The 21,332-nt window shown below is 57.2% G+C and carries 19 protein-coding genes; 13 read left to right on the top strand and 6 right to left on the bottom strand.

The window, feature by feature from the left end; all coding sequences use genetic code 11:
- Nucleotides 1–552: 552 nt before the first annotated feature.
- The 4 genes from DBY66_RS12195 to DBY66_RS12210 all read left to right on the top strand — a co-directional run bounded on the left by DBY66_RS12195 (nt 553) and on the right by DBY66_RS12210 (nt 4,736).
- Nucleotides 553–1,158, top strand: coding sequence for a DsrE family protein (locus DBY66_RS12195; RefSeq protein ID WP_094111937.1), 606 nt, complete (start codon nt 553–555; stop codon nt 1,156–1,158).
- Nucleotides 1,159–1,182: 24 nt separating this feature from the next.
- Nucleotides 1,183–1,791 carry a DsrE family protein gene (locus DBY66_RS12200; protein WP_094111938.1) on the top strand — a complete coding sequence of 203 codons (609 nt, stop codon included), beginning with the start codon at nt 1,183–1,185 and terminating at the stop codon, nt 1,789–1,791.
- 221 nt (nt 1,792–2,012) lie between these two features.
- Nucleotides 2,013–3,605 (top strand): sensor domain-containing diguanylate cyclase, encoded by a 1,593-nt coding sequence (locus DBY66_RS12205; RefSeq protein ID WP_108569454.1) that lies wholly within the window; start codon nt 2,013–2,015, stop codon nt 3,603–3,605.
- Between the two features lie 60 nt (nt 3,606–3,665).
- Nucleotides 3,666–4,736 (top strand): AI-2E family transporter, encoded by a 1,071-nt coding sequence (locus DBY66_RS12210; RefSeq protein ID WP_108569455.1) that lies wholly within the window; start codon nt 3,666–3,668, stop codon nt 4,734–4,736.
- A 44-nt stretch (nt 4,737–4,780) separates the two neighbouring features.
- Here DBY66_RS12210 and bcp read toward each other — a convergent pair whose 3' ends face one another.
- Nucleotides 4,781–5,248, bottom strand: coding sequence for a thioredoxin-dependent thiol peroxidase (gene bcp / locus DBY66_RS12215; protein WP_071667909.1), 468 nt, complete (start codon nt 5,246–5,248; stop codon nt 4,781–4,783).
- Nucleotides 5,249–5,389: 141 nt separating this feature from the next.
- A complete protein-coding gene (locus tag DBY66_RS12220; protein WP_039379528.1) occupies nt 5,390–5,956 on the bottom strand; it encodes a glycine cleavage system transcriptional repressor in 567 nt (188 codons plus the stop codon).
- A 143-nt stretch (nt 5,957–6,099) separates the two neighbouring features.
- On the opposite strand from DBY66_RS12220, the gene dapA reads away from it, so the two are divergent.
- The 6 genes from dapA (at nt 6,100) to ypfH (ending at nt 12,627) form a co-directional block, all read left to right on the top strand.
- Entirely contained in the window at nt 6,100–6,978 is an 879-nt protein-coding gene (gene dapA / locus DBY66_RS12225; protein ID WP_104085274.1) for a 4-hydroxy-tetrahydrodipicolinate synthase, read from the top strand.
- A gap of 14 nt (nt 6,979–6,992) precedes the next feature.
- Nucleotides 6,993–8,024: an outer membrane protein assembly factor BamC gene (bamC, locus tag DBY66_RS12230; protein ID WP_071667912.1), complete on the top strand. Its 1,032-nt coding sequence runs from the start codon at nt 6,993–6,995 to the stop codon at nt 8,022–8,024.
- A 143-nt stretch (nt 8,025–8,167) separates the two neighbouring features.
- The gene (purC, locus tag DBY66_RS12235) at nt 8,168–8,881 is read left to right on the top strand and encodes a phosphoribosylaminoimidazolesuccinocarboxamide synthase (protein WP_039385608.1); all 714 of its coding nucleotides are present in this window, start codon (nt 8,168–8,170) and stop codon (nt 8,879–8,881) included.
- Nucleotides 8,882–9,027: 146 nt separating this feature from the next.
- Complete coding sequence (locus DBY66_RS12240) at nt 9,028–9,888, top strand: neutral zinc metallopeptidase (protein ID WP_039379523.1); 861 nt, start codon at nt 9,028–9,030, stop codon at nt 9,886–9,888.
- Entirely contained in the window at nt 9,888–11,858 is a 1,971-nt protein-coding gene (locus DBY66_RS12245; RefSeq protein WP_108569456.1) for a GNAT family N-acetyltransferase, read from the top strand. The genes DBY66_RS12240 and DBY66_RS12245 overlap by 1 nt, the downstream gene beginning before the upstream one ends.
- A gap of 73 nt (nt 11,859–11,931) precedes the next feature.
- Nucleotides 11,932–12,627: an esterase gene (ypfH, locus tag DBY66_RS12250; protein WP_039379519.1), complete on the top strand. Its 696-nt coding sequence runs from the start codon at nt 11,932–11,934 to the stop codon at nt 12,625–12,627.
- A 179-nt stretch (nt 12,628–12,806) separates the two neighbouring features.
- Here the strand turns inward: ypfH and DBY66_RS12255 are convergent, their stop codons facing one another.
- The 4 genes from DBY66_RS12255 to acrD form a co-directional block, all read right to left on the bottom strand.
- Nucleotides 12,807–12,995: a YpfN family protein gene (locus DBY66_RS12255; RefSeq protein WP_039379517.1), complete on the bottom strand. Its 189-nt coding sequence runs from the start codon at nt 12,993–12,995 to the stop codon at nt 12,807–12,809.
- A gap of 23 nt (nt 12,996–13,018) precedes the next feature.
- Entirely contained in the window at nt 13,019–14,146 is a 1,128-nt protein-coding gene (gene dapE / locus DBY66_RS12260) for a succinyl-diaminopimelate desuccinylase (RefSeq protein ID WP_039379515.1), read from the bottom strand.
- A 1-nt stretch (nt 14,147) separates the two neighbouring features.
- Nucleotides 14,148–14,516, bottom strand: a complete 369-nt coding sequence (locus DBY66_RS12265) for an ArsC family reductase (protein ID WP_071667924.1) — start codon at nt 14,514–14,516, stop codon at nt 14,148–14,150.
- 558 nt (nt 14,517–15,074) lie between these two features.
- Entirely contained in the window at nt 15,075–18,191 is a 3,117-nt protein-coding gene (acrD, locus tag DBY66_RS12275) for a multidrug efflux RND transporter permease AcrD (protein WP_108569457.1), read from the bottom strand.
- 331 nt (nt 18,192–18,522) lie between these two features.
- Here acrD and DBY66_RS12280 point away from each other — a divergent pair, with 331 nt between their 5' ends.
- The 3 genes from DBY66_RS12280 to nudK all read left to right on the top strand — a co-directional run bounded on the left by DBY66_RS12280 (nt 18,523) and on the right by nudK (nt 21,320).
- Entirely contained in the window at nt 18,523–18,795 is a 273-nt protein-coding gene (locus tag DBY66_RS12280; RefSeq protein WP_071667916.1) for a DUF1471 domain-containing protein, read from the top strand.
- A gap of 311 nt (nt 18,796–19,106) precedes the next feature.
- Nucleotides 19,107–20,609, top strand: coding sequence for an L-asparagine permease (gene ansP, locus DBY66_RS12285; protein ID WP_039379509.1), 1,503 nt, complete (start codon nt 19,107–19,109; stop codon nt 20,607–20,609).
- 132 nt (nt 20,610–20,741) lie between these two features.
- Nucleotides 20,742–21,320 carry a GDP-mannose pyrophosphatase NudK gene (nudK, locus tag DBY66_RS12290; RefSeq protein WP_104085270.1) on the top strand — a complete coding sequence of 193 codons (579 nt, stop codon included), beginning with the start codon at nt 20,742–20,744 and terminating at the stop codon, nt 21,318–21,320.
- Nucleotides 21,321–21,332: the final 12 nt, after the last annotated feature.

Consider the following 21,332-nt stretch of genomic DNA (forward strand, 5'->3'; position numbering starts at 1 on the left):
ACCGCAGGCCGCCGGGTTGCAAAGAGAGCGGTCGCAGAAGCGCAAAACAGAGCGTGCAGAGCGATGAGTCGCTGATTTGCCGCAAAAAACTGAACAGTAATGCAGCGACAGATATAAGGTTATGCTGCAATGAATTCAAAGTTACGTAAAGTTGCTCAAAAATATTGAATCTGGCATGGATTTTTCCAGGTATTCTCTGAAAAACAGGGCTGGCCCGGCCTTAACTATCACTTTGTTCCATCAGCTTTTTTTATCATCAGCGCGGGATAAAAACGGACCTTAACAGAAATTAATGGTCAGGATTGATCCGTTCGTCAACCCGTGCAGTAAGCATAAGTAAACCGATTTCCCGGCCATCTTATTCTGCAGCGCTGCCGCGATGACCATCGAATTCCCTGTTTAATCAGCACCGCTAATTATGTTGCGCGCAACTAAAGCGTGGTTACACGGCGCCGGTCAGTCACGCCGTTCCGCATGCGCTGTGGTATAGATAAGGCACTTTTTTTCCCTATGAACTGTTAATACACGTGCCGTGTATGCCGGAGAGTATGTATGCGTTCAGCAGTAAGCTATGCCCTGATTGCTGTTCTGGGAGGCGTGGTCGGAGCAGGAATAATTAAAGGAGACGACCTCTATCAGCGTGTAGCGAAACATTTTACCGCTGAGCCTGCCGATCCCGAAGGATTCTGGAGCACGCCCGCCATTGAAGGCTATGGCAAAATTCATTATGAAGCGGATGCCGCATTTAAGCCGGCGGCCGGCCTGAGCAATAAGGTGGTTTTCCAGCTCACCAAAAATGAGGGTGACATCAAACGTCCTAACCTCGGGCTGGAGCGGGTTGCGCGCGTGGTTAACCTCTACGTTGCCTCCGGCGTTCCTGTTGATCAGCTGGAATTTGTTGTCTCCATGACCGGTGATGCGACGCCTGCCACGCTGGATGACAGCCACTTCAGACAGTTTTATGGCGTCGATAACCCTAATCTGCCGCTGATCAATGCGCTGAATAAGCTGGGCGTAAAAGTGTCCGTATGCGATCAGTCTGTTGCCTTTCACCACTATCCCAACGCCTGGATCGATCGTTCCGTGATCCATGCGCTCTCCAGCCCGACTACGGTCTCCACGCTGGAAAATCAGGGCTATGCCCTTTTGCAGATGTAATCGTTTCGGTTAAGGAGAAACAGAATGCGTGTAGCGTCTTATATTGTTATCGCCGCGCTGGCAGGATTTGTCGGCGGCAATGTGTTACAGCTTCCTGAGCTGGTGGATAAGGTCAGCGGTAAATTCGCCGATAAAAAAGCGGAGCCTGCTGACTTCTGGAGCACGCCGGCAATCGCCGGCTATGGCAAAATTCACTTCGTGAATACGCCTGACTACAACCCGGCAACGACGCCGGGGCTGAGCAATAAAATTGTGTTTCAGATCAACCGCAGCGAAGGCGATATTCACCAGGCTAACCTGGGCCTGGAGCGCGTGGCACGCGTGACCAACCTCTATTATGCTGCGGGCGTGCCGCTTAATCAGCTAAACTTTGTGGTCTCTATCAACAGCGATGCCGTACCGGCTGCGCTGAACAACGAGCAGTTTCATAAGGCGTACGGTTTTGATAACCCGAACCTGAAACTGATCGATGAGCTGAAAAAAGCGGGCGTTAAAGTCACTATCTGCGACCAGTCCGTGGCGTTTCACCAGCTGCAGCGTGACTGGATCGATACCCGCGTGACCCATACGCTCTCCAGCGGCACGACGGTTGCTACGCTGCAGAATGAAGGATACGCCTTTTTGATGCTGTAACATGCGCTGACAGCGGTGCAGGCCGCTGTCACTTCTCTGCCTCCCTCCGTAAACCGATCCAGCGTAAAACAGAGTTCTGTTGCCAGAGCAGCAGGATGATCCGTGCTGAAACGACCTGAGCGGTGTACACTTGCTTCTCTTTTATAACAACAAGTGACCCCCTCAATCACCACAGCGTCAGGCACGAAATTTATGAAGCAACCTATCCGCGCGGCAGCGTTATGCTGATGCGAATCCGGCCCAAAACTGACCTGCGAACGCTGATCGCGCTGCTGGCAATAATCAGTATTGTCATTACGCTGGCGAACACGCTTTATGCGACCTGGCGCGTGCAGCGTATGGTGCTGATTGAAACCACGCTGGAAGCCAATCGCGCCTATGCGACCAAGCTGGCGACCACCACGGAACTTTTCTTTCAGCAGGCACAGTCGCAGCTGCACTTCAGCGCTAATCTGCTGGGTCAGGCGTTTGATGATGAAGCACTTGCGCAGCAGGAAGTGAATCGCCTGCGCGAGCAGACCAGCAGTTTTAACTCCGTTGCGGTGGTGGACAGTAATGGCATCGTTAAAGCGATTTCACCGGAATCCCTGACGCTGAAAGGCATGCAGCTCACCAGTCAGGCGTCACGGGAAGCGCTGTTGCAGCGGCAGCCGCTGGTCAGCCGGGCAGTGATTTCAGCCGCAAACAACCTGATCGTGTTTGTTTCATGGCCGATCTGGAACAGCGAAGGGCGCTATCTGGGGTACGTGGGCGGCACGCTCTATCTGAAGAAAAAAAGCATCCTGAATGCGCTGCTGGGCGAGCAATATTATCGCGACGGGACGCAGGTCTTTGTTCTGGACCGCAATAATCAGGTGCTTTATCACCAGAACAGCCAGCTGGTGGGTAAAAGCGTGCCGGCGATTATCAGCGAACGCGAGCGGGCGGAGCGCAGCAGCGGTACCGCGCAGATCACAGAGAACAGCAGCAATAAGCTGATTGGCTACGCTGTGGTGCCCGGTACCGGCTGGATGGTCGTGGCGCTTAAGCCTGCGGCACTCACGCTGGCGCCGCTTTCCGGTCTGCTGCTGAACGTGCTGAAAAACTCGGTGCCGTTTGCGCTGCTGACGCTGCTGGTAGCGATCGTGCTGGCGCGGCTGATCGCGCTGCCGCTCTGGCAGCTGTCGCGGAAAGCCAGCCAGATGGATACGCAGGGGGTGTCGGCAGAGATCGGCGGCATCCGTGCGTGGTACTTTGAGGCGGCGCAGGTAAAGCGGGCGCTGCTGACCGGTATCGGACTGGTACAGGATAAAATCGGCCGGCTTAACTCAGAAGTACAAAGCGATCCTCTGACGCAGCTGCTCAACCGGCGAGGATTGCACGCCGTGCTCGACTATTTTGAGGCGATGCAGCAGCCATTTGCCGTGCTGGCGCTGGATATCGACCACTTTAAACGGGTAAATGATAATTTTGGCCACGGCGCGGGTGATAACGTCATTAAGCAGGTCGCGCAGACGCTGCGCAGCAACGCCCGTCAGACGGATGTAGTCTGCCGTAACGGCGGCGAAGAGTTTCTGATGCTGCTGCCGGCTACCACGGTCGAAGAGGCGCGGGTTATCGCCGAGCGGGTGCGCGTCAGCATTGCGGAGAGCTGGATCGATCCGCCCGGCCATATCACGCTCTCGGTGGGCATCGCCTGCTGGCAGCCGCAGCAGGGCACGCAGGAGGAGAGTCTCCGGCAGGCGGATGCGGCGCTCTATCAGGCCAAGCACGCCGGACGAAACTGTGTGATGATTGCCGGCCATAACGCACTGGTCAGCAGCATTATACGCTGATATGCGGATCGATAAGCGGGCGGCAGCGTGCCGTGCCGGGGCAGTAAAAGGATAAGGTTGATGTTGTCTCTGTTGTTTCATTGGTACAAGCGTCGCTTCAGCGATCCGCAGGCGATTGGCCTGCTGGTGATCCTGCTGGCGGCGTTCTGCATTCTGTTTTTCTTTAGCGGGCTGCTGGCGCCGCTGCTGGTGGCGCTGGTGCTGGCTTATCTGCTGGAGTGGCCCGTAGTGCGGCTGCAGCGTATCGGCTGCAGCCGCAGCTGGGCAACCAGCATCGTGTTGATACTCTTCGCCGGCATTCTGCTGGTTATGGTACTGATAGTGGCGCCGGTTGCCTGGCAGCAGGGCATTAACCTGACGCGCGATCTGCCCAACATGCTCAATAAACTCTATGTCTCAGCGGCTGCACTGCCACAGCGTTTTCCGGCACTGGTAGATGCAGGCATTATCGATATCATCGTAGAGAATCTGCGCAGCCGCCTGACCGGCCTGGGTGAATCCCTGGTGCGCTATTCACTGGCCTCGCTGGTCGGTCTGATGACGCTGATGATCTATCTGGTGCTGGTCCCGCTGATGGTGTTTTTCCTGCTGAAAGATAAAGAGCAGATGCTGAATGCGGTGCGGCGCGTGCTGCCGCGTAATCGCGGGCTGGCGGGCACGGTATGGAAAGAGATGAATCAGCAAATCACCAACTATATTCGCGGCAAAGTGCTGGAGATGGCGGTGACAGGCGTCGTCAGCTGGATCGCCTTTTTAGTGCTGGGGCTCAATTACGCGCTGCTGCTGGCGGTGCTGGTGGGCGTTTCGGTGCTGATCCCTTACGTGGGCGCGCTGGCCGTTACGCTGCCGGTCATTGGCGTCGGGCTGTTTCAGTGGGGGCTTAGCAGCGATTTCTGGACGCTGATGGTGGTGTATCTGGTGATCCAGGCGCTGGATGGCAACGTACTGGTGCCGGTGCTGTTTTCAGAAGCGGTAAATCTGCATCCGCTGGTGATTATTCTCTCCGTGGTCATTTTTGGCGGACTGTGGGGCTTCTGGGGCGTATTTTTTGCTATTCCGCTGGCCACGCTGGTAAAAGCGGTTGTACGCGCCTGGCCGGAAACCACGCCGGAACGGCAGATCGCAGAGTAAGAAATAGCGGGAAGCGGTGCGCAGCAAAGGCGCACCGCTTTTGATCAGGCAGACTTCACGTAATCAAGCACGATATCGTGATGGTCTGCGGTTTTAAAGCTGTCGAACACTTTTTCCACTTTACCATCCTGACCAATCAGGAAACTGATGCGGTGGATGCCGTCGTAGCTTTTGCCCATAAATGACTTCTCACCCCAGACGCCAAACTGCTCGCACACCTGGTGATCTTCATCAGAAAGCAGCGTGAAATTCAGCAGCTCTTTCTCAACAAAACGGGACAGTTTTTCCGGCTTGTCGGTGCTGATACCCAGTACCTCTACGCCCGCTTTTTTCAGCTCGTCCATGTTGTCACGCAGGCCGCAGGCCTGAGTAGTACAGCCTGGCGTCATCGCTTTCGGGTAGAAATAGACCAGAACACGCTGTCCCTGGAAGTCGGCCAAATTTACTTGTTCGCCATCCTGATCGGGCAAGCTAAATTTCGGTGCGGTATCACCGGCTTTCAGTGGATTCATCACAACTCTCCGTTTTTTGTTCATGCTGCGGGTATGACACCCGGCAGTGCCTGCTGGCTGGCCGGACGTTTACCTCAGGGTTATTTCACAACACGTTATGCTGCTGCAACAGAGTGTGTGGCGAAATAACCCGGAGCCTGATTACAGGACATTGCTGCTGTCGTCGGTGACACTATAGAGGCGAATTGAGCCTTGTGCATGCAGTTCTTCACACAGCTGATTAAACGCCTGCTCTATCGGTGCGCTTACCCGGTTCGCCGGACTGTGTGCTGTCATCTGAATATAGAGTACCGGCTGTTCATTGTCCTGAGCCGGGTTAATACGCGACACCAGCTCAGCGATGTTCAGCTGATGTTTATCAAGCAGATCGGTAAAGCGCTCAATAATGCGTGGCGAATCCGGCACTTCTACCTGAATCCGGACCGTCACCGGCATCGGTGGCGTCGCGCGCGCGTTCGTGCGCTTCATTACGATCAGCAGCTCCAGCTCAGCGCCTTTCATCGGCAGCGTGGATTCAATCAGCGTAATGGCGTTCCAGCTGCCGGAAAGCAGCATAATAAAGGTGAACTCATCGCCGAGCATCGCCAGACGGCTATCTTCTATATTGCAGCCGCAACTGCTGACGTGGCGGGTGATGGCGTTAACGATACCCGGACGATCGACGCCAAGAGCAGTGATGACCAGATGATGCGGCTGTGGCTGCGACAAAATGAGTTTTCCTGTACGTTCGCTAATAACTATAAGGTAAACATAAAAAAAACTGCTGACAAGCGCGGGAATGGGCTGGCTCGCTTGCTTTTCTTTAAAGGTAAAACGTAACATGAGGCACTTGTTTGTCGAGGGGATAGCCCATGTTCACCGGAAGTATTGTTGCACTCATTACGCCTATGAATGACCAGGGCCAGGTTTGCCGCCCGAGTCTGAAAAAACTGATTGATTATCATGTCGCCAGCGGAACCGCAGCGATCGTTTCTGTTGGCACCACCGGCGAATCTGCAACGCTCAGCCATGAAGAGCATGGTGACGTGGTGATGCAAACCCTGGAGCTGGCCGATGGCCGTATTCCGGTTATCGCCGGAACGGGCGCTAACGCCACTGCCGAAGGGATCTCTCTGACAAAACGCTTTACCGGCACCGGCGTGGTCGGCTGCCTGACCGTGACGCCTTATTACAATCGTCCGACTCAGGAAGGGCTTTACCAGCACTTCAAAGCGATTGCGGAAAGCACCGATCTGCCGCAGATGCTCTATAACGTTCCGTCGCGTACCGGCTGCGATATGCTGCCGGAGACCGTGGCGCGCCTGGCTGAAATTAAAAATATTATCGGTATTAAAGAAGCGACCGGGAACTTATCGCGGGTTTCACAGATCCAACAGCTGGTTGGTGACGAGTTCATTATTGTCAGCGGCGATGATGCCACTGCGCTGGATTCCATGCAGCTGGGCGGCAAAGGCGTCATTTCTGTCACCGCTAACATTGCGGCGCGTGAAATGGCTGAACTCTGTGCGCTGGCGCAGGAAGGCAAATTTGCCGAAGCGCGTAACCTGAATCAGCGTCTGATGCATCTGCACCAGACGCTTTTCTGTGAGCCCAATCCTATTCCGGTAAAATGGGCCGCAAAACAGCTGGGATTGATCGCGGATGACACGCTGCGCCTGCCAATGACGCCGCTGACCAGCGCGGGCCAGGAAAAAACGGCGCAGGCACTTATTAAAGCGGGTCTGCGTTAATTTAGGGAGAATCAATGAGTTTTTCAGTTAAGCGCTCGACGCTGGTAACGGTAGCAGGTCTCTCCACTCTGATGCTGCTGACAGCCTGTTCCAGCGATCAGCGTTACAAGCGCCAGGTAAGCGGCGATGAGTCCTATCTTCAGACGCCTGAACTGCGCGATCTGAACGCGCCGGCAGGGGCAATACTGCCGATACAGAACGGCGACTATGAGGTTCCGCATCGCGTAGCTAATGGCGCGCTGGGTAAAGCACTCGATATTCGTCCGCCGGCGCAGCCGCTGGCGCTGATGAACGGTACGCGCGCGCAGTTCACCGGTAATACCGGCGTACTGGCGCTGGAAAGCAGTCGCGGTTCTATCTGGTCACAGGTGGTCAACGTGGTGCAATCCTACAAGTTCCCGATTGCCCAGCGTAACGATGCCGGGCAGCAGCTCACCACCGACTGGGTGCAGTGGAACCGCGCAGATGAAGATAATCAGTATCGCGGCCGCTATCAGATCAGCGTGCAGAATCAGGGGTATCAGCAGGTCCTGACGGTGCGTCTGCTTGAGCTGCAGCAGCAGGGTGAGACGGTGACGTCACCGGCACAGGTTCAGCGCTATACCGGCCAGATGCTCAACGATCTCAGTACCGGTCTGGATAAGATCGATACTGCCAGTCAGGATGCTGCCGCCGGACGTGCGACCGGACAGATCGACGTCCAGAGCGGTGCAGATGAAACCGGCCTGCCGCTGCTGATCCTGCGCTCGCCGTTTAACGTCACCTGGCAGCGACTGCCGGCGGCGCTGCAGCGTGCTGGCATGGAAGTGACGGATGACAACCGTTCGCAGGGCAGTCTGAAAGTGACCTATAAGCAGCCGGGCAGCAGCGCGTTTGACGCGATTGGCGCCAAAGATCCGGAGTTGCCAAACGGTGACTATAAGCTGCAGGTCGGCGACCTTGATAACCGCAGTAGTCTGCAGTTTATCGATCCTAAGGGTCACGTGCTGACCCAGGCGCAGAACGATGCGCTGGTGGCCGTCATGCAGGGCGCACTGAATAAATAATTGTGTAAAGGCCGGAGATTCTCCGGCCTTTTTGTTTTGATTTTGGCATAATGGCGCCCGGCGAGGTAAACGATTGCGTCACGCAGTCGTCGCGCGGTGGAACACCGCTGAACACGGGTTATTTCATGTCTGGAGTTAACAAGATGCAAAAGCGAGCTGAGTTGTATCGCGGTAAAGCGAAAACCGTATACAGTACCGACAATCCGGATTTGCTGGTACTTGAGTTCCGCAACGATACATCAGCAGGAGACGGGGCACGAATCGAACAGTTTGATCGTAAAGGCATGGTGAACAACAAGTTTAACCACTTTATTATGACCAGACTGCAGGAAGCGGGCATTCCTACTCAGATGGAAGCGCTGCTGTCTGATAACGAAGCGCTGGTGAAAAAGCTGGAGATGGTGCCGGTAGAGTGCGTGATCCGCAACCGCGCGGCCGGATCGCTGGTCAAACGCCTTGGGGTGGAAGAGGGCATGCTGCTCAGTCCGCCGCTGTTTGATCTCTTCCTGAAAGATGACGCCAAACATGATCCCATGGTCAACGAGTCTTACTGCGAAACCTTTGGCTGGGTCAGTAAAGCGAACCTGGCGCGTATGCAGGAGCTGACGTATAAAGCCAACGAGGTGCTGAGCAAACTGTTTGATGATGCCGGTCTTATCCTGGTCGATTTCAAGCTGGAGTTTGGTCTGTTTAACGGCGAAGTCACGCTGGGCGACGAGTTCTCACCCGATGGCGCGCGTTTGTGGGACAAAGAGACCATGGACAAAATGGATAAAGACCGTTTCCGTCAGAGCCTCGGCGGCGTCGTGGAAGCGTATGAAGCTGTAGCACACCGCCTCGGGGTCAAACTCGACTAAACCGCATTACGCGGCAGGTGCTATCGGGTCGTCTCTGCAGACGGCCCTTTTTTATATCCGTCATCTGCCTGCCTGCAACGCTGGTGATTATGCCTGGCGCCATCTAAAATCATGCCTATCTGAAGATAAATAAACAGGAGCAGGCCATGCGCTGGCAAGGGCGTCGTGAAAGCGACAATGTGGAAGATCGTCGCGGCGAATCATCAGGTTTTGGCGGTGGCGGGCGACAGATCCGGCTGCCGCGCGGGAAAGGCGGCATTATCCTGCTGGTCGTTGTGGCGGTGGCCGGATATTACGGCTATGACCTTACCGGACTGCTGGGCGGCGGTGGCAGCGCACCGGTGCAGCAGCGCCAGGTGGACTCCGCGCAGGATAACGAGGCGGCGAAATTTACCTCGGTGATCCTCGCGACAACCGAAGATACCTGGGACAAGCTGTTTAAGCAGATGAACAAACAGTATGTGCCACCAAAACTGGTGATGTATCGCGGCGTGACGCGCACCCACTGCGGAACCGGCCAGGCGGCGATGGGGCCGTTTTACTGTCCGGCTGACCAGAGCGTCTATATCGACCTCTCTTTCTATGATGAGATGAAAACCAAACTGGGCGCAGGCGGCGACTTTGCGCAGGGCTACGTCATTGCGCATGAGGTGGGTCACCATGTGCAGAAGTTGCTGGGTATTGAGCCGAAAGTACGTGAAATGCAGCAGGGCGCCAGTGAGAAACAGGTGAATCAGCTGTCGGTGAAAATGGAGCTGCAGGCGGACTGCTTTGCCGGCGTCTGGGGCCACTATATGCAGCAGCAGAACATTCTGGAAGTGGGCGATCTGCAGGAAGCGCTTAACGCGGCCGAAGCGATTGGTGACGACCGCCTGCAGCAGCAGAGCCAGGGGCGCGTAGTGCCGGACAGCTTTACGCACGGCACATCTGAACAGCGCTATACCTGGTTTAAACGTGGTTATGACGGCGGCGATCCGGGCCAGTGCAACACCTTCGCCACTAACTGATGTCCTGTGCGGTTATCACGGCGGCGATGCAGCAGGCAGGCATCCGCCGCTTAGCGGTTATAGCAGGTGATGCAGAGTGGGCGCGCGAGCAGGCCGGTCTATGGCAGCAGGCGCTGCCGGGTGACTGGATCACGCTCAGCAGCGCCTGCGACCTGACGCCGCACGTTGCCCCGACAGCGCTGCGAACGCTGCTGGGACGTGAATTTACCCATGCGCTGTTCGATGCGCGGCACGGCTTTCACGCTGAGGCTTTTGCCGCGCTGGCCGGTACGCTGCGCGCCGGCAGCTGGCTGCTGCTGCTGACGCCGCCGTGGGAGAGCTGGGCGACAGCTGCCGATGCGGACAGCCTGCGCTGGGCCGATGTCGCAGAGCCCATCGCCACGCCCCGTTTTATACGCCGCCTGCAGCAGCTGATGCTGAAAGATGACGAGGTGCTGCTGCAGCGCCAGCATCTGCCGGTACGTCAGCCGGCCGCAGGTGTCTGGCCGCGCTGGCAATGCCAGGCGCCACAGCAGCAGGCGGCTATTCTTGCTCAGCTGCAGGCGATCGCTTCCGGGGTGGCGGTGGTTACCGCACCGCGCGGGCGCGGCAAGTCGGCGCTGGCCGGCATGCTGGCACGTAATACAACGCACGCGCTGGTCACCGCTCCGGCGAAGGTGTCAACAGAGGTGCTGGCGCAGTTTGCCGGCGAGCAGTTTTCCTTTATGGCCCCTGATGCGATCCTGCAGCAGCCGATCGATCCGCTGCCTGCATGGCTGATCGTTGATGAGGCAGCCGCGATCCCGGCGCCGCTGCTGCAGCAGCTGGTTGCACGCTTTCCGCGTGTGCTGCTGACCACAACGGTGCAGGGGTACGAGGGCACCGGACGCGGCTTTCTGCTGCGCTTCTGCGCCACCCTGCCTGACGTCCGCTATTTCACGCTGGATGAACCCCTGCGCTGGTGCGCACAGGATCCGCTGGAGCAGTGGCTCAACCGCGCGCTGCTGTTTGAAGAAGCGGATCGCGCCGCACCCGCATCTGAAATCACGTTATACCGAGCGACGCCGGATGCGCACCCCGCTGCGCTGGAGGCGGGCTATCGTCTGCTGGCGAGCGCGCACTATCGCACTTCGCCCCTCGACCTGCGCCGCCTGCTGGACGCGCCGGGGATGCAGCTCTGGCTGGCTGGCGCAGCAGAGAGCGTGGCCGGTGCCCTGTGGCTGGTTGAAGAGGGCGGACTGGATGCAGAACTGGCGCAGGCTGTCTGGGCCGGCACGCGTCGCCCGCGCGGTAATCTGGTCGCGCAGTCACTGGCGGCACACGCCGGTTTCAGCGCGGCGGCTACGCTGCGCTCTCTGCGTATCAGCCGCGTTGCGGTGACGGCCGCCCGCCGTCAGCAGGGCATTGGCCGGGCGCTGGTTTCACAGGCGCGTCAGCAGGCCGCCGGCTGTGATTTTCTCTCGGTGAGCTTTGGTTACACGGCGGCGCTGTGGCGCTTCTGGCACGCCTGCGGCTTTACGCTGGTGCGGGTCGGATCGCAGCGTGAAGCGAGCAGCGGCTGCTACGCCGCAATGGCCATCTGCGCACTGACGCCGGCCGGGAAACTGCTGCAGACGCAGGCGGCGCAGCGTCTGGCGCGCGATGCCGTCTGGCTGAACGATCTCATCGATTTGCCATTGCCAGAGGAAGCGGGGCTGTCGCAGGATATTAATGAAGAGGATGTGGTGCTGCTGGCAGGTTTTGCCTGGGCACAGCGCCCGTTCGAGGCGAGCTATGCGGTGCTGCAGCGGCTGGTACGCATACAGCCACAGCCGTTAATGCAGGCCATACTGCTTCAGAAACAGACGCTGAGCGAGGCGGGCAGCAGCGCCGGTCTCAGCGGCCGCAGGGCGGTGGTACAGCGGCTGCGTCAGGAGACGGCTGAGGCGCTTGAACGGCTCGATCCGCAGGCAGCGCAGGCCTGGCAACAGCGGCTGACGTTGTTGCAATAAATCAGCGCTCTTGTTCAAATTTTCCCGGTATCACTCTGCTGGCTGCGGCGTATAGTGAATACAGGAGGTCAGTATGGCTTTACGATATGTTGTTGTTCAACAGCCGGTGCAGGCTGCTCAGCTTTTTTTGCTTTACCACGGCGCTGATGATAACCCTGATGCGATGGCACAAATTGGCACCTGGTTTGCTGAGGCGTTTCCGGACGCGCAGGTGGTGTCAGTAGGTGCGCCTTATACCGGTAGTGTGCCGCAGGGCCGCCAGTGGTTTATGGACTATCCCGCTCAGGATCGCTCGCCGCAGCAGTGTGTCGATGCGGTCATGCCGCTATTTATCGAGTCTGTCCGGCACTGGCAGCGTACTGCTGGCGTCCGGCCCGAAGCGACGGCGCTGGTCGGGTTCTCGCAGGGCAGCACCATGGTTCTGGAGGGCGTAAAAGCGCAGCCGGAGCTGGCGGGACGGGTGGTGGCGTTTAGCGGGCGCTATACCACGCTGCCGGAACGCGCCAGCAGGCGTAATACCATTCATCTCATTCACGGCGACGATGACGAACAGGTACCGCTACAGCATGCTGAAGCGGCGAACCAGCGTCTGACCGAGCTGGGCGGCGATGTGACGCTGGATGTGGTGAACGATCTGCCGCATGCGATAGATGAACGCAGCATGGCGCGGGCGCTGCATCATCTGCGCTATACCATACCGCGCCGCTATTTTGATGAAGCATTGAGCGGCGCCAAACCAAACGACGACGATGTTGTGATGTTTCTGTAGGGGCGGGCGGCATAAATGCCGCCCCTGCAACCAATCCGCCGGGACGGGCGGCATGAATGCCGCCCCTACAATTGCCGGTAGGGGGCGCATTCATGCGCTCCTGGGTATTTACGCGTCCATCGCCCATTTGCGGCCAGGGCGGCATGAATGCCGCCCTGGCGTATTTACGCGCCCCTGGCCTATTTTTTCTTTGGCCAGTCATCTTCATCATCCCACTTATCGTTGAAATCACGATGCGGAGGTAAATCCGGCCGGTTATCCATATATTTCTTATGATCGATGCGCTTGAGATCTTTATAGACGTTCATCAGTACGCCCACCATCAGCACAATCACCAGGATCCACCAGTACTCTTTTAACCACTCCATGCCCCGTCTCCTTGTTTATGCGGTCAGGCAATCAGCTGCTCCATAATGCGCTGATACATGCGGCTCAGCAGCTGCAGATCTGACGCTTTGACGCACTCATTGATTTTATGAATTGTGGCGTTAACCGGGCCAAGCTCCACCACCTGCGCTCCCATACGGGCAATAAAGCGTCCGTCGGAAGTGCCGCCCGTGGTCAACAGCTGCGGCTTAATTTCATTATAGTGCGTTACGGCGTTTACCACGGCGTCAACCAGCCTGCCGCGTGACGTCAGGAAAGGCTGTCCGGAAACGGTCCACTCCAGCGTATAGCGCAGCTGATGGCGGTCCAGCAGTTCCGTCACGCGATCTTTAATCATCTGATCGGTCAGCTCGGTGCTGAAGCGAAAGTTAAACTGCACAAAAAATTCGCCGGGAATAACGTTATTGCTGCCGGTACCCGCCTGCACATTCGCAATCTGCATGCTGGTTGGCGGAAAGAATGCGTTGCCCTGATCCCACTCGGTGGCCACCAGCTCATTCAGCGCCGGCATGGCACGGTGTACCGGATTATCCGCCAGGTGCGGGTAGGCGACATGTCCCTGCACGCCGTGCAGCGTCAGGTTTGCGGTCATTGAACCGCGCCGGCCGTTTTTCACCACATCCCCGACGATCTCTGTACTGGAGGGCTCACCCACCAGGCAGTAATCCAGCCGTTCATGACGCGCCATCAGGCGCTCCACCACTTTGACCGTGCCGTTGACCGCGCTGGCCTCTTCATCGGAGGTGATCAGAAACGCCAGGCGGCCCTTGTGCTGCGGATGCGCAGCGACAAAACGTTCAGCGGCGACCACCATCGCTGCCAGCGAGCCCTTCATATCGGCGGCACCGCGCCCAAACAGCATGCCGTCGCGGATAGTGGGCTCAAACGGCGGGTTGATCCAGCGGTTTGCATCACCGGGCGGTACGACATCAGTGTGTCCGGCAAACGCTAAGGTTTCACCGTGACCGCGCGTGGCCCAGACGTTCAGCGTGTCATTAATATGCATCTGCTCAATCTGAAAACCGATCGCCTCCAGGCGGGCGATCAGCAAGGCCTGACAGCCCGCATCATCCGGACTTAGCGAAGGGCGACGGATGAGCTGCTGAGCCAGCTCAATAACCGGACAGAACATGTTATGACTTCTCCTGAATAAAAGCGTGGTAAAGATCGGCGCTGTAGCCCGGCAGCAGGCTGCCATCGGGGGCGGCAAGCAGCGGACGTTTAATGATGGCAGGCTGTGCCAGCATCACGGCGCTGGCGCTGGCGGCATCCTTAATCGCGGCACGTTCTGCTTCCGGCAGCCTGCGCCAGGTGGTACCGCGCGTATTCAGCAGGGCTTCATAGCCAAGCCGATCGATAAAGTGCTGCAGCAGCGCGGCATCCAGTCCATCCGCGCGATAATCGTGAAACCGGTAGTCGATGCCGGACGCGGTTAGTGCATTGCGCGCTTTTTTTACGGTGTCGCAATTTTTGATTCCGTACATCACCCACTGCGCTGTCATAGCTGTTTCCCGTTCTGCAAAAAAATCTGCGCGCGAGTTTACCACAGCGGGGTGCGCGCGGTGAGCGTCAGTGGATATTGCCTGCATTTTTCATCATCTGCGGCCTTTAATCGAAAACGCTAATCAGGACCAGTAAGCGCTTTCATTCTGAGCGCAAACTGCCCGCTGTCTTATTATCAGGCCGGTAAGGATTATCTTAATCACGGAATTGTGCTACAGAATGAAAAAAACATTATTTTTCATTCTGAACAGAAGCTTGCAGAAATGTGCGTTACGGCACAAAAAAGAAAAACTGCAGCTTTTCCCCGCTTCTGCCGATAGTGATAAGAGGTGGAAACGTATTCACCTGCAGAAAAAAGCGGCGTACAATTGCCATCACAATAAGAGAGGTTGTTATGGTTGAACATGAACTGGGGAACTGGAAAGAATTTATCGAAGCGATGTTACGTAAGTAACGCGTGACGAGGAAAGCAGGGCGTTTCCCCCCTTGCTGTAATTCTGACCACACACATCAATAGAGCCGCCGGGAGCTTCTCCCGGCGGCTTTTTTCATGCCGGCTAATCGTGCGGTTTCTCACGCAGCGGAAAGCGACGCCGGACCAGCACAAAGAACAGGGGTACAAAGAAAATAGCCAGCAGCGTGGCTGTCAGCATACCGCCCAGAACGCCGGTCCCTACCGCGTGCTGACTGCCTGAACCCGCGCCGCTGCTGATCGCCATTGGCAGGACGCCAAACATAAAGGCAAGTGAAGTCATTAATATCGGACGCAGGCGCTGACGCGAGGCTTCCAGAGTGGCCTCCTTTAACTCACGGCCTTTGCTGTTGATCTCATTCGCAAACTCCACGATCAGAATCGCGTTTTTCGCCGAAAGCCCGATCACCGTCAGCAGCCCGACCTGAAAATAGACATCGTTTTCCAGTCCGCGCAGCCATGTTGCCAGCAGAGCACCGACAACACCCAGCGGCACAACCAGCATCACCGAAAAGGGAATAGACCAGCTTTCATAGAGCGCAGCGAGACACAAAAACACCACCAGCAGCGAAATAGCATAGAGCGCCGGGGCCTGCGCGCCGGATAATCGTTCCTGATAAGATGCGCCGGTCCACTGGAAGCCTACCCCGAGCGGCAGCTGCGCCACCAGCTTCTCCATCTCATCCATGGCGGTTCCGCTGCTGACGCCGCTGGCCGCTTCGCCAACAATTTCCAGCGAGGCGTAGCCGTTATAGCGCTCCAGGCGCGGTGAGCCGGTTTCCCAGCGGCTGGTGGCAAACGCAGAGAAGGGCACCATGCCGCCGCTGCTGTTGCGCACGTACCATTTATTGATATCGCCGGGCAGCATACGAAACTCCGGTGCCGACTGCACATAGACCTTTTTAACCCGGCCGCGATCGAGAAAATCATTCACATAGGTCGATCCCCAGGCGGTAGAGAGGGTCTGGTTGATGGTGTCCAGCGAGACGCCGAGCGCCTGCGCTTTGCGCTGGTCGATATCGATCTGCAGCTGCGGCGTATCGTCCAGGCCATTATGCCGCACGCGCGACAGCGCCGGATCGGCTGACGCCAGCGCCAGCAGCTTATCGCGCATCGCCATCATCTGCGTGTGCCCGATACCGCTGTGATCCTGCAGCTGCAGATCAAAGCCCGAGGAGCTGCCCATGCCGCTGATGGCCGGGGGGCTGCTGGCGACCACGCGTGCTTCAGCAATCGCGGCAAATGCGCGGGTAGCGCGCTCAATAATGGCAAAAGAGGTGCGGTCGTCACCGGGACGTTGATCCCAGGGCGTGAGGCGGACAAACAGCCGCGCCACGTTCTGACCGTTGCCGCCAGGCCCGGATCCAATGGTGGCAAACACGGACGTGACGTTCTCTTTTTCCGCCGTAAGGTAGTAACGTTCAACTTTCTCAACCACGCGGGAGGTCTGCTGCAGCGTTGAACCCGGCGGCAGCTGAATCTGCGTCATAAATACGCCGCGATCTTCCAGCGGCAGAAAAGAGGTCGGCAGACGCAAAAACAGAAAAGCCATCAGGCCGATCAGCGCGGCATAGAGCAGCATCCAGCGGCCACTCTGGCGCAGCAGTCGCGCAACGCCCCGTTCGTAGCGCTGAGTGCTGGCGTTAAACGCGTGGTTAAACCAGCCGAAAAATCCGCGCTGACCGTGATGTTCACCCTGTTTCAGCGGCTTAAGCAGCGTGGCGCAGAGGGCGGGCGTCAGGATCATCGCCACCAGTACTGACAGCACCATAGCGGAGACAATCGTAATGGAGAACTGGCGATAAATGGCACCCACCGTGCCACCAAAAAAGGCCATCGGGACAAAGACCGCGGAGAGAACCAGCGCAATGCCCACCAGCGCGCCCTGTATCTGCCCCATCGATTTGCGCGTGGCGGCCCGTGGCGATAACCCTTCCTCGCTCATGATGCGCTCAACGTTTTCCACGACCACGATCGCATCATCAACCAGCAGGCCAATGGCCAGCACGACGGCAAACATGGTCAGGGTATTAATACTGAAGCCGCAGATATAGAGCACGGTAAACGTACCCAGCAGCACCACCGGCACCGCGATAGTGGGGATCAGCGTGGCGCGAAAATTCTGCAGAAAGAGATACATCACCAGAAACACCAGCAGGATCGCTTCCAGCAGCGTTTTGACGACATCTTTTATGGAGGCCTTAACAAAAGGCGTGGTTTCAAATGCGATTTTCGCTTCAAGGCCGGGGGGAAAATAGTGTGCCAGCTCCGCGACGCGGGCGCGAACCAGCCGGTCAGTATTCATCTCATTCGCGCCGGAAGCCAGCTTAACCCCCAGGCCTGATGCGGACTGACCGTTATAGCGACTCAGGTAGTCATATTTCTCTGCGCCCATGGCGATACTGGCAACATCACCGAGCGTGACAACTGCACCGCTGCCGCTGCTTTTTAAGGTAATGGCGCGAAACTGCTCCGGCGTCTGCAGCATGGACTGCGCGTTGACCGTGGCATTCAGCGCCTGCTTCTCTACCGACGGCAATCCGCCGACCTGGCCGACGGCGACCTGGGTATTTTGTGACTCAATCGCCTGAATGATATCGGCGGTCGTGAGCGCATAGCGCGTCAGTTTGACGGGATCGAGCCAGATGCGCATAGCGTACTGTGACCCATAGGCATCCACCTGACCGACGCCATCGATGCGGCTGAGCGGATCCTGGATGTTACTGGCAACGTAATCAGCAATATCCTGCTTATCCATGCTGCCATCGGTGGAGACAAACGCAATCATCAGAATGTTGCTGTCGCCGGTTTTATTAACGTTAACCCCCTGCGCCTGAACGGCGGCCGGAAGTTTGCGCAGTGCGCTCTGCAGCTGGTTCTGCACCTGCTGACGCGCCTCATCGGGATCGGTACCGGCGAGAAAGGTCAGCGTAATCTGCACCTGGCCGGTATTGCTGCTGTTGGAGGACATATACATCAGGTTATCGATGCCGGTCATATTCTGTTCGATAACCTGCGTAACGGTATTCTCCAGCGTCTGGGCAGAGGCGCCGGGATAATTGGCCGTGATGCGGACATTGGGCGGAGCAAGATCCGGATACTGTTCAACCGGAAGCGAGGTGATAGCCAGCGTGCCGCACAGACAGAGTAAAATCGCCAGAACCCAGGCAAATACCGGGCGGTCGATAAAAAAGTCCGACATAACTCTGTTACTCCTCAGCGGCAGCTTGTCATTATTATATGAGCAGCGCACGGCTGGCGCGCTGGCAGGCGAGGCGGGCACACTCTGCAGGCGCCTGCCCGCTTTACTTTACGCGGTGTAAATCAGAGAAACGTGGAGTAATTATGGAAGAAATGTAAATGTTGCGTGGCCGGACGGCTCAACCGGTGCCGTACTGCTTTACCTTTCCCGGCAATACAGACATTAATCTGGCTAAACATTAAACAGATTTACCGACCGCCTGGCCTGGTTTGCACAGGCTTGCCAATACTTCTCCTGTCACCCGCTATTTTCTGCCACTCAGGAGATCCTTATGAAACGAGCTACTACCCTCTTTGGTGCGGCCCTGCTTGCCACCGCAAGTTTTTCCACGCTGGCTGCTACGCCGCTGAGCGAGGCAGATGCCCAAAACATGCAGCCTGCAGGCACCATATCGGTCAGCGGCGTGCGCGGCACGCTGGATGACGCCACCCGCCAGCTGTCGCAAAAAGCGGAAGAGATGGGCGCCACACACTTTCGCGTCATTGGCGCGCAGAATCCTGGCGACTCCAGCCTCTGGAACGGCAGCGCTGAAATCTATCGCTGATGCGTTACCCGGGAGCTGCGCAACCGGGCATTTCCCGGCCCGATTTTCTGCTTTTCTGACGCCATCCTGACCGGTCACGCTGCTGACCGGTTTTTTTTGTGCGTCACGACCGATTCTTACAAATCAGATCGTGCGTCCAGCCAGTATATTTTGCTTCGTTCATGCAGAACGGGTAGGATTCATCGCCGTAATTTCCCGGGTCGCCACGCGCATCGTTCCACTGCTCCGGCACCGGTTTTTACTCCATTTCGCACCGCAGGCGCAAACGATTGGTCAGCCGGTGATTGATGGTCAGGACAAACAGGAAAGCTATGAAACATACTAAAAAAACGCCCGACGAACAGCGTGCTGCGAGAAGGCGCTGGCTGAACTCTCACGATACCGGTTACCACAAAGCGATGGGTAACCGACAGGTACAAATGATCGCCATTGGCGGTGCTATCGGCACTGGTCTGTTCCTCGGCGCAGGCGCACGCCTGCAGCTGGCAGGTCCGGCGCTGGCACTGGTCTATCTGGTGTGCGGCATCTTCTCTTTCTTTATTCTCCGTGCGCTGGGCGAGCTGGTACTGCATCGCCCCTCAAGCGGCAGCTTTGTCTCCTATGCGCGTGAATTCCTCGGGGAAAAAGCGTCTTATGTAGCGGGCTGGATGTATTTCGTTAACTGGGCGATGACCGGGATTGTCGATATCACCGCCGTGGCGCTTTATATGCATTACTGGGGCGCGTTTGGCGACGTACCGCAGTGGGTATTTGCGCTCGGCGCGCTGGCCATTGTCGGCACCATGAACATGATTGGCGTTAAGTGGTTCGCCGAAATGGAGTTCTGGTTTGCGCTGGTCAAAGTGCTGGCAATTGTGATCTTCCTGATTGTTGGCGTGGTGTTTCTCGGTACCGGCAAACCGCTCGACGGCAACGCGACCGGCTTCCATCTGATCACCGATAACGGCGGTCTCTTCCCGCATGGCCTGATGGCCGCGCTGGTGCTGGTGCAGGGAGTGGTATTTGCCTTTGCCTCGATTGAGCTGGTAGGAACCGCGGCCGGCGAGTGCAAAGATCCTAAAACCATGCTGCCCAAAGCGATCAACAGCGTGATCTGGCGTATTGGCCTGTTCTATGTGGGTTCCGTGGTGCTGCTGGTGCTGCTGCTGCCGTGGAACGCCTACCAGGCGGGACAGAGTCCGTTTGTGACTTTCTTCTCAAAGCTGGGCGTTCCCTATGTCGGCAGTATTATGAACATTGTGGTACTGAGCGCGGCGCTCTCCAGCCTTAACTCCGGTCTCTATTCAACCGGCCGTATTCTGCGATCCATGTCGATGGGCGGCTCAGCGCCGCAGTTTATGTCGAAGATGAGCAAGCAGCAGGTGCCGTATGCCGGTATCCTGGTCACGGTTGCGGTTTACATCGTTGGCGTGGTGCTGAACTACTACGTGCCGTCGCAGGTGTTTGAGATTGTCCTGAACGTTGCCTCGCTGGGGATCATCTCTTCCTGGGGCTTTATCGTGGTCTGCCAGATGCGTCTGCGCAAAGCGATCAAAGAGGGCAAGGCTGAGGATGTCAGCTTTAAGCTGCCGTGGGCGCCGTTCACCTCCTGGCTGACGCTGCTGTTCCTGCTCAGCGTGCTGGTGCTGATGGCGTTCGACTACCCTAACGGCACCTATACCATCGCTTCCATTCCTCTGATCGCCGTACTGCTGGTGCTTGGCTGGTTTGGCGTACGCAAGCGCGTCCAGGCAGAGGCAATGAAAGAGCATGAGGTGCACGCGGATGAGAGCAGCGATGCGTCACCGCAGCTGGCGGACGAAAGCGGACGCTAAACCTTTCTCTGTAGCGTAACGGGAGCCTGGCTCCCGTTTTTTTTACCCGCCGCTGCGCAGGTAATTCAGATAGTTTTCCCCGCCGCTGCCGCCTATCATTTCAGCCTCTCTCAGCAAAGCAGCGGAGCGCTCATGGCATTCACTATCAACGTCATTAAAAATAAGATCCTGTCTGAAAACTGGTTTGTGCTGCGCAATTACACCTACGAGCTGACGCGCAGCAATGGCGAGGTGGTGCGGCACAAACGTGAAGTCTACGATCGCGGTAACGGCGCAACCATCCTGCTCTACAATCGTGAAAAAAACAGCGTGGTGCTGACCCGGCAGTTTCGCATCGCCACTTACGTTAACGGCAACGAAAGCGGTGAGCTGATTGAAGCCTGCGCCGGGCTGCTGGACGACGACACGCCCGAAGATTGCATCCGTAAAGAGGCGATTGAGGAGACGGGCTATCAGGTAGGGAAGGTTGAGAAACTCTTTGCTGCCTACATGTCACCCGGCGGCGTTACGGAACTGATCCACTTCTTTGCTGCAGAATATAGTGAAGCGATGCGTGCCAGCAGCGGCGGTGGCGTTGAAGATGAAGCGATAACCGTGCTGGAGCTGTCGTTCCCGCAGGCGCTGGCGAGGGTAAAAGATGGGGGCATCTGTGACGGTAAAACCATTATGCTGCTGCAGCATGCGCAGCTTGCCGGATGGCTGAAGCCGTAACCGGGGCGCAGT

Source organism: Pantoea sp. RIT413 (genome assembly GCF_003057675.2).
In the GTDB taxonomy this organism is placed as follows: Bacteria; Pseudomonadota; Gammaproteobacteria; order Enterobacterales; family Enterobacteriaceae; genus Pantoea; species Pantoea eucrina.